Origin of the sequence: Stenotrophomonas sp. NPDC077420, assembly GCF_044543385.1 — a bacterium.
GTDB lineage: Bacteria > Pseudomonadota > Gammaproteobacteria > Xanthomonadales > Xanthomonadaceae > Stenotrophomonas.
The window spans coordinates 1-12,381 of sequence record NZ_JBITVZ010000016.1; the positions used below are offsets into that span (position 1 = coordinate 1).

A 12,381-nucleotide genomic window follows, 5' to 3' on the forward strand; every position below is an offset into this window, starting at 1 on the left:
GGGCGAATTAAAAGGAGGAAGGGGGCGGCCGCAGGCCGACGCCGGGGGAAATTCGCCCACAAGGGCACGGCGGCCCCGCACTCGCCCCACCGGCAACCGCGTCTGGTTCAGCACGCGCGGTATGGCGCAGCCACGCAGGGCGTTGCGTTGCGCTACGCCTTGGGTTTGAGGGAGGCTGCGAGTTCTGTCTTGAACTGCTCGAAGTCCATGCCGTCAGCCTTGGCCTCGGCATGCGCGGCGTCCTTCAGCGCGTCCGAATACACCAAGCGTACCGGCGTGCCCTGGCGCTCGTGCAGTTCGGCGGCCTGCATGATCAGGGCCAGCACGCGCGCGGCACTGGGGGTCTGCCCGGCAATGCGGCCATCCATGCCCAGCACCCATTCGCCGTCGCGACGGACCACGCCCGCCAGCAGCGTGCGCTGCTGGTCGCGCAGTTCGGCATGCGGCTCGACCGGCGAGGCATGGGCCTTTTCGCGGTTGGCTTCTTCGATTTCGCGGCGCCGGCGCAGGTCACGGCGCAATTTGGAGGTGGTCGACATCAGGGGGACTTCCGTACCGCAACAATAGGAGAAGAATAGCGCACGGGGGCTCAGGCCAGGCCAGCCGCCGCCTCGCGACGGCGTTCACAGCGACGCTCCCAGAACCAGAAGCTGGCGCCAATGGCGAAGAACCCGGCATAGCCCAGTGCCAGGTGCAGCGGGGTGCTGCTGAGCAGCGGCGAGATCACCCCGGCCACCACGGTGTTGATCATCAACTGGATGAACATCTGCATCGACGAAGCCAGGCCGCGCTGGTGCGGGTACATGTCCAGCACTGCCAGTGCCAGGATCGGGAAGATCAGCGCCATGCCGACGCCACCGACGAAGATCGGCAGCACCGCCCATGGCAGCGCGATCTGCCCCACCGCCAGGACATAGGCCAGGTTGACCAGCGCCGACACCGCGCACAGGCCAAAGCCGATGGCCACCTGCCGCTGCGCGGTGATCCGCCCGGCCATCCGCCCGGACAGGAACGACCCCATCGTCATGCCGCCGATGGTGGGAATGAACAACCAGGCAAAGCCGCCCTCGCCCAGCTTCAGGTGCTGCATCACGAACACCGGCGCCGAGGCGATGTACAGGAAGATGCCGGAGAAGTTGAAGGCGCCCGCTGCGGCCAGGCGCAGCAGGCGCGGGTTGCTGCCCATCTGCAGGTAGCTGCGCAGCAGCGCGCCGGCCGACAGCGGCGTGCGCGCTTCGACCGGATGGGTTTCAGGCAGCCACTTGCCCGTGGCCACCAGCAGCACCAGCGCAAACAGCACCAGGAACCAGAAGATCAACGGCCAGTCGCCGCCACCGAGCAGGATCCAGCCGCCGATGATCGGCGCGATCGCCGGGGCGATGCCGAAGATCATCGACACCTGGCTCATCAGCCGCTGCGCATCGGCGCCATGGTAGAGGTCGCGGATCACCGCGCGGCCGACGATCACCCCCACGCCGGCGGTCACGCCCTGCAGCGCGCGGAACACCAGCAGCGTGGTCAGGTCGCGTGACAGCGCGCAGCCGATCGAGGCGGCGATGAACAGCACCAGCCCGCCCAGGATCACCCGGCGGCGGCCGAACGCGTCCGACAGCGGGCCGTGCGCCAGGCTCATCAGCCCATAGAACAGCAGGTACACGCTCACCGTCTGCTGCACGGCGACCTGGTCGACCTGCATGCGCTCGCCCAGCAGCAGGAACGCCGGGAAAATGGTGTCGATCGAGAACGGACCGAACATGGCCAGGCCGGCAAGCAGCAGGGCCAGGCGGCGGTTCGAAGGGGCGGCGGGCGTCATCGGGGGCTTCCGTCAGCGACCGTGCGTGAACGCACGGAAGGCGCCGGCCCGGAGCGGGTGGCGCCTGATGAATACGAGGATCTCCCCATGATAGGCCGTTGGGGCCGCCAGTTCCATGCCGCATACGACATTCAGGTATGGAACACGGTGCACGTTCATCTGCCGGACGGCGGCTGTACAGCGGGGCCCTGGGATATAATCGGCAGGCAACATGGTGGGAGAAGCGGCGTCGTGTGTTCACGTGCCGCTGCCGAAGGCGCAACGCCCGTAATCGCTCAGGCCCGATACCACCCGCAGCAAAACTCTGGAGAGACCGGCCAGTGCCGGCGCCGAAGGGGCACGAAGCACGCCGCCGCGTGCTTCCAAACTCTCAGGCAAAAGGACAGAGGGGCACCCAGGAAGACCGCAGGGTCCGGTGGATCGTTGTCGCCCGCGACACGCCCCGTCCGCGCTTCCGACCGTGCGTGCCCACTCTTTTGGATGCCAGCCATGTCCCAGACCCGCCCCTCAACGGCCGCCCCTTCCCTGCGCGAGCTTGAACACAGCCACGCGTTCGTCGAACGCCATATCGGCCCCAACGACGCCGAAATCGCGCAGATGCTCGAGGTGGTCGGCCACGCCTCGCTGGACGCGTTGACCGACGCCATCGTGCCGGCCTCGATCAAGTCGCCGGCGCCGCTGGCACTGCCCGTGTCGATGACCGAGGTGGACGCGCTGGCCAAGATCCGCGCCATTGCCGACAAGAACCAGGTGTTCCGCACCTTCATCGGCCAGGGCTACTACGGCACGCTGACCCCGAACGTGATCCTGCGCAACGTGCTGGAAAACCCGGCCTGGTACACCGCCTACACCCCGTACCAGGCGGAAATCTCGCAGGGCCGCATGGAAGCGCTGATCAACTTCCAGACCCTGTGTGCCGACCTCACCGGCATGGAGATCGCCAACGCCTCGCTGCTGGACGAAGCCACCGCGGCGGCTGAAGCGATGACCCTGGCCAAGCGTTCGGCCAAGTCGAAGTCCGACACGTTCTTCGTGCACGACGCCGTGCATCCGCAGACGCTGGAACTGCTGCGCACCCGCGCCGAGCCGATGGGCATCGTGCTGCGCGTGGGCACGCCGGCCGAAGCGCTGGAAGCAGACAGCTACGGCGTGCTGCTGCAGTACCCGGACACCTTCGGCCATATCGGCGACTACCAGGCGCTGGCCGATGCCGTGCACGCGCGCGGCGGCCTGGTGGCCGTGGCCACCGACCTGCTGGCGCTGACCCTGATCGCCGCCCCCGGCGAATGGGGCGCGGACATCGTGGTCGGCAACTCGCAGCGCTTCGGCGTGCCATTCGGCTTCGGCGGCCCGCACGCCGCGTTCATGGCCTGCCGCGATGCCTACAAGCGCTCGATGCCGGGCCGCCTGATCGGCGTGTCGGTCGACGCGCAGGGCAATGCCGCCTACCGCCTGACCCTGCAGACCCGCGAACAGCACATCCGCCGCGAGAAGGCCACGTCCAACATCTGCACCGCACAGGTGCTGCTGGCGGTGATGGCCTCGATGTATGCGGTGTACCACGGTCCGGAAGGCCTGACCCGCATCGCCCGCCGCACCCACCGCCTGGCCGCGATCCTGGCTGCTGCCCTGCGGGGCGCCGGCATCAATGTCGGCGAGCACTTCTTCGACACCCTGCACGTCAAGGCGATCGACGCCAAGGCGATCCACGCCAAGGCCGCCGTCGCGCGCATCAACCTGCGTGCGATCGACAGCGAAGCGGTCGGCATCAGCCTGGACGAAACCACCACCCGCGCCGACATCGTCGCGCTGGGCCAGCTGTTCGGCGTGAGCGTCGACGTGGACGCGCTGGACGCGGCCACCGCCGACGCGCTGCCGCCCGCCCAGGTGCGCACCAGCGCCTTCCTCACCCACCCGGTGTTCAACACCCACCACAGCGAGCATGAACTGCTGCGCTACCTGCGTTCGCTGGCGGACAAGGACCTGGCCATGGATCGCACCATGATCCCGCTGGGCAGCTGCACCATGAAGCTCAACGCCACCGCCGAGATGATCCCGGTGACCTGGCCGGAGTTCGCCAACATCCATCCGCTGGCCCCGGCCGACCAGGCCACCGGCTACAAGGAACTGATCGACGGGCTGGAAGCGATGCTGGTGGAATGCACCGGCTACGACGCGGTGAGCCTGCAGCCGAACTCCGGCGCGCAGGGCGAATACGCCGGCCTGCTGGCGATCCGTGCCTACCACCGCTCACGCGGCGAAGGCCACCGCGACGTCTGCCTGATCCCGGATTCGGCGCACGGCACCAATCCGGCGTCGGCGCAGATGTGCGGCATGAAGGTGGTGGTGACCAAGACCGACGCCAACGGCAACGTCGACGTGGAAGACATCCGCGTCAACGCGGAGAAGTACAGCGACCGCCTGGCCGCGCTGATGATCACCTACCCCTCCACGCACGGCGTGTTCGAGGAGGAAGTGGTCGAGATCTGCGAGATCATCCACAAGCATGGCGGCCAGGTGTACACCGACGGCGCCAACATGAACGCGCTGGTCGGCGTGGCCAAGCCCGGCAAGTGGGGCTCGGACGTGTCGCACCTGAACCTGCACAAGACCTTCTGCATCCCGCACGGCGGCGGTGGCCCGGGCGTGGGCCCGTGCGCGGTCAAGTCGCACCTGGCCCCGTTCCTGCCCAAGGTGCTGGGCGGCGAAGGCGACGTGGGCATGGTCAGCGCGGCCAGCTTCGGCAGCGCCTCGATCCTGCCGATCAGCTGGATGTACATCACCCTGATGGGCACCGAAGGCCTGCGCAAGGCAACCCAGGTGGCACTGCTCAACGCCAACTACATCGCCAAGCGCCTGGCCCCGCACTTCAAGACGCTGTACACCGGCCGCAACGGGCTGGTGGCGCACGAATGCATCCTGGACGTGCGTCCGCTGGAGAAGACCTCCGGCGTGGTCGCCGAAGACGTGGCCAAGCGCCTGATCGACTTCGGCTTCCATGCGCCGACCCTGAGCTTCCCGGTCGCCGGCACGCTGATGGTGGAGCCGACCGAAAGCGAATCGCTGCACGAGCTGGACCGCTTCATCAACGCGATGATCCAGATCCGCGAGGAAATCGCCGCGATCGAAGACGGCCGCCTGGACCGCGAGGACAACCCGCTCAAGCACGCCCCGCACACCGCCACCGCGGTGTCGGCCAGCGAGTGGGCGCACGCCTACCCGCGCGAACTGGCCGCCTTCCCGCTGGCCAGCCTGCGCCAGCAGAAGTACTGGCCGCCGGTGGCACGCGTGGACAACGTGTACGGCGACAAGAACGTGATGTGCGCCTGCATCCCGGTCGACGCCTACAAGGAAGACGAGGGTGTGGAGGTCTGATCCTCCTGCCTGATTGAAACGAAGACGGCCCGCGAAAGCGGGCCGTTTTTGTTGGCGGATCTCTTCAGTCCCCGCCCCTGATCATGCGACTACTGCTGCACCATGTACTTCTCAAAGACCGCCAGGGTTTCCGGTGATCCAGAATCACCCGCCCTCTTGTGCGGCGTGTTACCAAAACGTTCGCGCGCAAGCGGGTCTGCACCCCATTCAAGCAGGAGTTCGCACATTTCCTTTTTCCCGTGCCATGCCGCCCAACGTAGCGGTGTTTCCATTTCGCCCCGCGACCCGATGTTCGGATTGGCGCCCGATTGCAGAAGCAAGCGCGTCATGTCGATCAGGTCACGGTACACGGCGTTGGCAAGCACGGTTCTTCCTTCCGGATCCAGCACATCGAGTTCGGCGCCATGCCTGATCAGGCACGCAGCAACGCCAAGGTGGTTGTGATATGCCGCAGCATGGAGTGCGCAATCGCCATCGCCGCTGTGCAGGCTGGGATCCGCGCCCCACGAGATCAGCGCTTCCGCCACCTCGGTACGCCCGTGCAAAGCGGCATACGTCAGCGCACTGGCCCCGCCGCGTGACACACTGTCAACGATGGCCTCGCCATGCAGCCTGTACAGCTCGTTGAGCTTGCCCATATCTCCCGCTATGGCGGCGCGGCTCCACGGTTTTGAATCCGGGTGCGACCGTGCCTCGTCATACGCCTCAAACAGCGACACCATGGAAGGCGTATTTGTGTCGTACATGCAATTTTCCCTCGCGTATTCCCGTGCAGCCACCCCCCGCTCATCCGGAAGATCGGGCTTGATTCCCGGTTGCTGCAGAAGGATCTGGACAACGTGATTCAAGCGCAGTTTCACCGCAAGCAGCAACGGCGTGGTTCCATCGAAAGAACTGCAGAGATTGACGTCCGCGCCGCCAGCCAGCACCGCCTTGAGGGTCGGCAGGTTGTTGCTCTCAATGGCCGATGCCAGCGTCGAGCGCCCCCGGACGACAACGTTCACATCGGCCCCGGCGTTCACCAGCGTCTCCACGGCACGCGCGTTGCCGCGTGCGGCGAACCAACGGAGCGCTGCGGCGGGCGACGGCCCATCGCCGGAAGGTTTGCGGTGGGCGCCAACGAGGATTTTGGCGACCTCCACGCTGCCACGGGTGGCGGCGACAAGCAGCGCGGTATCCTCCTCATCATCGATCGCCGAAACGTCGAAACCCGTCTCCAGCAATGCGTCAATCACCCTGGGCAGGTCGTCGTTCGCCGCCTTGAACCAGAGTGCGTTCCGGGCTGTGCCGTCCATCCGCCCAAGCAAATCGACCACCTCCTGGCGAAAGGCCCGCGACGTACCCGCCATCGCGTCGAGTCCAGCGGCATCAAGTCGACCCCATATCTGCTCTCGCATCTCGGGTGGCAGTCGCAGGAAGGCCCCCTGCAGGCTGCCCTGGCCTACGTGATCCGCGCCCGTGCCGACCGGCTGGAGCGGAGAGGGAGCGTTGGCGAGACTGTTCAGCGCCGATAGCGGACTCAGCTGCCCTCGCTCAGTCGCAAGGGACCGGGTTCCAGCGGTGGTGGTAGCCGGGGTTACGCCGCCCGTGGCGTGCATTGGCATATCAAAACGGTTCCGTGTGTACTGTCCGCGCCGGCCCGTGCTGGGCGGAACGCTGAAAGTGGGGCGCATACTCTCCCTCGCCTCTACTGCCGACGCTTCCAAGGAAGCCTCATCAGAGGCATCTGACTGCGCCAACCGTCGGCGCCATCGATGAAGGAAGACGAGGGCGTGGAGGTCCGATCTTCCTGGCGCGTTGAAACAAGAGCGGGCCGTGTCTTGCTTCCTGTGATGGCATTCTGGAAGCCGCATCAGCACGTCAGAGCTAACCTGCTCGCCCTCACCTGCAATGAAGCGTGGACTGCGGACGATTGAGCCGCGCTGCGCGCGGTTGACACGCATGGCGTGTCACTACGAACCGTGGCGTGCACGGGGACCGATGAGCCCGCCTGCGCGGGCACTGTGATGCAAATGCCGTCGGGAATCAGTCGACCCGGCGGTTGCGGCGTACGCGGCGGGCGATTTCGCTGCTCGCTGCGATCAGGGCAGTGAGTGCGGCCATCGACAGGAACTGCAGGCGGGTCTCCGACTCGGACAGCAGCAGGCCGAAGATCAGCGCCAGCACGCCCAGGCCGAACAGAGTGAGGTAGGGGTAGCCGGTCATGCGGAACGGCAGGCGGGTACCGGCCCGGTTGGCGCGCCGGCGCAGGATCAGCTGCGACAGCAGGGACATGGTCCACACCAGCAGGCAGGTCGAGCCGACGATGTTCAACAGCACCGGCAGTACCTTGCCCGGGAACAGCAGCTCCATCACCGTGGCGGCAAAGCCGAACAGCACGCTGGCCAGCACCGCGATGATCGGCACCTGGCGCGGGTCGGTCCAGCCCAGCACCGCCGGGGCCTCCTGGCGGCGCGCCAGCGAATACATCATGCGCGAGGCGCCATACAGGTTGGCATTCAGCGCCGACAGCAGTGCGATCACCGCGATCAGGGTGATGGCCGTGGCGGCGCCGGGAATGTTGGCCACCTGCAGCACCGCCGCGAACGGCGAGGACAGGCCTTCGCTGGTCCACGGCACCACCGCGATGATCACGCTCAGCGAGCCGATGTAGAACACCAGGATGCGCCAGGCCACCGTGCGGATGGCCCGGGCAATGCTGCGCTCGGGATCTTCGGTCTCGGCAGCGGCCACCGCTACGATCTCGGTCCCCCCGAAGGCGAACACCACCACCAGCAGTGCGGCCCCGATGCCGGCCAGGCCCTTGGGAGCGAAACCGCCGTGCTCGGTGAAGTTGCTCAGGCCCGGTGACGGGACGTCCGGCAGCCAGCCCATCAGCAGCGCCACGCCGATCAGGATGAAGCCGATGATGGCGACGACCTTGAGGATGGCGAACCAGAATTCGAATTCGCCGAAGTTCTTCACCCCCAGCAGATTGATCGCAGTGAAGAACAGCATGAAGGCCAGCGCGGCCATGGGTACCGGAATGGCGGGCCAGACCGTGGCCAGCAGGCCAGCCGCACCCACCGCTTCGGCGGCGATCACGATCACCAGCTGCACCCACCACAGCCAGCCCACCGTGGCCCCAGCGGTGGCGCCCATGGCGTCAGCGGCGTACACCGAGAACGCGCCGCTGGTCGGCTTGGCGGCGGCCATCTCGCCCAGCGCGTTCATCACGATGATCACCAGCGCGCCGGCGACCAGGTAGGAGAGCAGCACGGCCGGTCCAGCGGCCTGCACACCCACCCCCGAGCCCAGGAACAGGCCAGCGCCGATCGCGCTGCCCAAGCCCATCATGATCAGCTGGCGGGGTTTGAGCGCGTGCTCGAGGCGGGCGGGAGCGGAAGAAGCGGAGGCGGCCGGAGTCTGGGATGCGGGCATCGGTGTCGGAGGCGGGCAACAGGTGCGACACGATACCCTTTCCGGGCTGTCGCAGGCATCCCACCCAGGTCAGGGTGGGTCAGGCGTCGGCGCGTTCGGCGATCTGGGCGCGATAGGCCCGGGGCGACACCCCGACCTCGGCCTTGAACTTGCGGGTGAACGCGCTCTGGTCAGTGAAGCCGCAGGCCTGACCGATGCTGGCAATGGTCTCGCTGCCGTGCAGCAGATGCACCGCCATCTGGATGCGCAACCGGGTCAGCACCTGCTGGGGGGTCATCTGGAACACCTTGCGGAAGGTGCGCTCCAGCTTGGAGAGCGAGAACCCGGTGATGTCGAGCAGGGTCTGCATGCGCACGTTCTCGGCGTAGTGCGCGTTCAGGTGGGCCAGCGCCAAGCGCAGCTGTTCGTACTGGGTGCCCAGGCTGTCCTTCTGGCCCAGGTCGCGCGAGATGCCGATCAGCCCACGGATCTGCCCGTCCACCAGCAATGGCCGTTTGCAGGTCAGGCACCAGCCCGGTTCGCGGTTGGCGAACAGGTGCAGCTCCATCAGGTTCTCGATCACCTTGCCGGCCAGCACCTGGGCGTCCTGGGTGGCGTAATCGGCGCCCAGCCCGGTCGGGTAGATCTCGGCGGCGGTGCGCCCGATCACCTCTTTCCGCGACTTCAGCCCCAACCGCCGCAGCATGGTCTGGTTGATGTGCGTATAGCGACCGTCGCGATCCTTCATGAAGAACAGCACGTCGGGAATCGCATCGAACAGCGCTTCGATGTCGGCAGGTTCAACACGCATGGGCGGGCGCAGGCAGGAGGGGCACGCCCCCAAGGATACCTGCCGCGCGCCTGCCAGGCGCCCCGGCGTGAAGCGCAGGTGCAAGCCGGGTCGGGTTCTCCGACCCACGATTAACACGCATCACGCCAGTGTTGGGGATCAAACCCCCCTCGCCAGCCCGGAGTCGCCTGATGGCCACCAGCAAGCCCCGCACCAAACCCGCCCCGCCCTCCGACGCACGCGGCGAGGGTGACGAACTGCACCAGCGCGCCGGCGGTGGCCATCCCGCGCTCACCACCAACCAGGGCATTCCGGTTGCCGACAACCAGAATTCGCTGCGTGACACCCCGCGCGGCCCGACCCTGCTGGAAGACTTCATCCTGCGCGAGAAGATCACCCACTTCGACCACGAGCGCATCCCCGAGCGCATCGTGCATGCCCGCGGCAGCGCGGCGCATGGCTACTTCGAGCTGACCCGTTCGCTGCAGGACTACACCCGCGCCCGTGTGCTGACCGAAGTCGGCGTGCGCACCCCCGTGTTCACCCGCTTCTCCACGGTTGCCGGTGGCGCCGGCTCGGTCGATACGCCGCGCGACGTGCGCGGCTTCGCCGTCAAGTTCTACACGCCCGAGGGCAACTGGGACCTGGTGGGCAACAACATCCCGGTGTTCTTCATCCAGGACGCGATCAAGTTCCCCGACCTGATCCACGCCGTGAAGATGGAACCGGACCGCGCCTTCCCGCAGGCGGCCAGTGCGCATGACACGTTCTGGGACTTCGTGTCGCTGATGCCCGAGTCCATGCACATGATCATGTGGGCGATGAGCGACCGCGCCATTCCGCGTTCGCTGCGCATGATCGAAGGCTTCGGCATCCACAGCTTCCGCCTGCTCAACGAGCAGGGCGAGTCGACCTTCGTGAAGTTCCACTGGCGCCCGAAGCTGGGCCTGCAGTCCACGGTGTGGGACGAAGCGGTGAAGCTGCAGGGCGCCGACAACGATTTCCACCGCCGTGACCTGTTCGAAGCGATCACCGGCGGCGATTTCCCCGAGTGGGAGCTGGCGGTACAGCTGTTCACCGAGGAACAGGCCGAGGCCTTCCCGTTCGACCACCTGGACTCGACCAAGATCATCCCCGAGTCGCTGGTGCCGCTGACCGTGATCGGCCGGATGGTACTGGACCGCTGGCCGGACAACTTCTTCGCCGAAACCGAGCAGGTGGCCTACTGCCCGGCCAATGTGCCGCCGGGCATCGACTTCAGCAACGATCCGCTGCTGCAGGGCCGCCTGTTCTCCTACCTGGACACCCAGCTCAGCCGCCTGGGCGGCCCGAACTTCCACCAGATCCCGGTCAACGCACCGAAGTGCCCGTTCGCCAACCACCAGCGCGACGGCCACATGCAGATGGCCATTCCCAAGGGCCGCGTTGCCTACGACCCGAGTTCGCTGCAGGGCGACAGCCCGCGCGAAACCGCCAGCGGCTTCCCCAGCCACGCCACGCCGGCCGATGACGGCCGCAAGGGGCGCGTGCGCGCGGCCAGCTTTGCCGACCACTACAGCCAGGCACGCATGTTCTTCCGCAGCCTGGAAGCGCCGGAACAGGCGCACGTGGCCTCGGCGCTGGTGTTCGAGCTGTCCAAGGTTGAAACGGTGGCCGTGCGCGAACGCACCGTGAGCCACCTGCGCAACATCGACGAGTCGCTCGCCAAGCGCGTGGCTGATGGGCTGGCGATGCCGGCCCTGCCCGCGCCCGCCCCCACCGCCACGCCCGCCCAGGACATGCCCAAGACACCGGAAGTGCGGGTCATTGGCCGCACCAAGGATCTGCTCATGGGGCGTTGCGTGGGCATCCTGTTCGACGAGGGCTCGGATGCAGGCCTGATCGCCAACCTGCGCAAGGCCGCCGAGAAGGCCGGCGCCAAGGTGAAGCTGGTCGCCCCGAAGGTAGGCGGCGGCAAGCTGAGCGACGGCAAGCTGCAGCCGGCGGACGGCCAGCTCGCCGGTACGCCGTCGGTGGTGTTCGACGCGGTGGCCATCGTGCTCAGCGCCGACGCGGCCAAGCGCCTGTCGAAGGAGTCTGCAGCGATCGATTTCGCCGCCGACGCCTGGGCCCATCTCAAGGCGATCGCCGCCGACGAAGGCGCCCAGCTGCTGCTGAAGACGGCACGCGTGGGCAAGGACAACGGCGTGGTGGAAGCCGAAGACGCAAAGGGTTTCATCGCCGCCGCCGCGACCCGCCAGTGGGCCCGCGAACCCAAGGTGCGCACCCTCGCCTGACCCACCCCGGCAGGAGCGGACGGTAGATCCGCCCCTGCATTGCAACCGGTAGAGCGGACCGTTGGTCCGCTGCTCCCTGAAGAGAGGACGATTCCATGCCCCGCGGAGACAAATCCAGCTACACTGACAAGCAGAAGCGCCAGGCCGAGCACATCGAGGCAAGCGAAAAAGCCGAAGGCCGGAGTGAAGAAGCGGCCGAGCGCATCTCCTGGGCGACCGTGAACAAGCAGGACGGCGGTGGCAGGAAGGCGCCTGCGAAGAAGGCGGCCAGGAAGACCACGAAAAAGGCTGCTTCAAAGAAGACTGCAACGAAAAAGGCTGCTACGAAGAAGACTGCTACGAAAAAGGCTGCTACGAAAAAGGCTGCTACGAAGAAGGCTGCTTCAAAGAAGACTGCTACGAAAAAGGCCGCTTCAAAGAAGGCTGCTACGAAGAAGGCTGCCACGAAGAAAGTTGCTTCAAAGAAGGCTTCTTCAACGAAGACCGCTGCGAAGAAGGCTCCTGCAAAGAAGGCTGCGACCAGGAAGACCGCGACGAAGAAGGTTGTTGCGAGGAAGACTGCTGCGAAAAAGGCGGCCGTAAAGAAGGTAGCCCGGAAAGCGGCGAAGAAAACCGCAACAAAGAAGGCAGCGGCCCGGTAGGAGCGGTTTCCCAGACACCAGGACACGGTCCACGCGCTTTGACGCATGGAACAGATGCCGAAACACGCTCCCTGAACCAGCACGGGG

At 66.5% G+C, this 12,381-nt stretch carries 8 protein-coding genes and 1 riboswitch; of the genes, 3 read left to right on the forward strand and 5 right to left on the reverse strand.

Going from position 1 to position 12,381, the window contains the following annotated elements:
* Nucleotides 1-152 precede the first annotated feature (152 nt).
* Both ACIGII_RS14970 and ACIGII_RS14975 read right to left on the reverse strand, forming a co-directional pair.
* Nucleotides 153-539: a hypothetical protein gene (locus ACIGII_RS14970; RefSeq protein WP_399639468.1), complete on the reverse strand. Its 387-nt coding sequence runs from the start codon at nucleotides 537-539 to the stop codon at nucleotides 153-155.
* Between the two features lie 50 nt (nucleotides 540-589).
* Complete coding sequence (locus ACIGII_RS14975) at nucleotides 590-1,813, reverse strand: multidrug effflux MFS transporter (protein ID WP_399639466.1); 1,224 nt, start codon at nucleotides 1,811-1,813, stop codon at nucleotides 590-592.
* Nucleotides 1,814-2,107: 294 nt separating this feature from the next.
* Nucleotides 2,108-2,209: riboswitch (glycine riboswitch) on the forward strand.
* An 84-nt stretch (nucleotides 2,210-2,293) separates the two neighbouring features.
* On the opposite strand from ACIGII_RS14975, the gene gcvP reads away from it, so the two are divergent.
* Complete coding sequence (gene gcvP / locus ACIGII_RS14980; RefSeq protein ID WP_399639463.1) at nucleotides 2,294-5,188, forward strand: aminomethyl-transferring glycine dehydrogenase; 2,895 nt, start codon at nucleotides 2,294-2,296, stop codon at nucleotides 5,186-5,188.
* Between the two features lie 89 nt (nucleotides 5,189-5,277).
* On the opposite strand, the gene ACIGII_RS14985 is transcribed toward gcvP, so the two are convergent.
* From ACIGII_RS14985 to ACIGII_RS14995, 3 genes are all read right to left on the reverse strand, one after another.
* Nucleotides 5,278-6,537, reverse strand: a complete 1,260-nt coding sequence (locus ACIGII_RS14985; RefSeq protein ID WP_399639460.1) for an ankyrin repeat domain-containing protein — start codon at nucleotides 6,535-6,537, stop codon at nucleotides 5,278-5,280.
* 676 nt (nucleotides 6,538-7,213) lie between these two features.
* Nucleotides 7,214-8,608 (reverse strand): amino acid permease, encoded by a 1,395-nt coding sequence (locus ACIGII_RS14990; RefSeq protein ID WP_399639457.1) that lies wholly within the window; start codon nucleotides 8,606-8,608, stop codon nucleotides 7,214-7,216.
* 79 nt (nucleotides 8,609-8,687) lie between these two features.
* On the reverse strand, nucleotides 8,688-9,398 hold the full coding sequence (locus ACIGII_RS14995; RefSeq protein ID WP_399639454.1) for a PAS domain-containing protein: 711 nt from the start codon (nucleotides 9,396-9,398) through the stop codon (nucleotides 8,688-8,690).
* 170 nt (nucleotides 9,399-9,568) lie between these two features.
* Between ACIGII_RS14995 and ACIGII_RS15000 the strand changes: the two genes are divergently transcribed.
* Entirely contained in the window at nucleotides 9,569-11,653 is a 2,085-nt protein-coding gene (locus ACIGII_RS15000; RefSeq protein WP_399639451.1) for a catalase, read from the forward strand.
* Nucleotides 11,654-11,748: 95 nt separating this feature from the next.
* Nucleotides 11,749-12,294 (forward strand): histone H1-like repetitive region-containing protein, encoded by a 546-nt coding sequence (locus ACIGII_RS15005; RefSeq protein ID WP_399639449.1) that lies wholly within the window; start codon nucleotides 11,749-11,751, stop codon nucleotides 12,292-12,294.
* Nucleotides 12,295-12,381 lie beyond the last annotated feature (87 nt).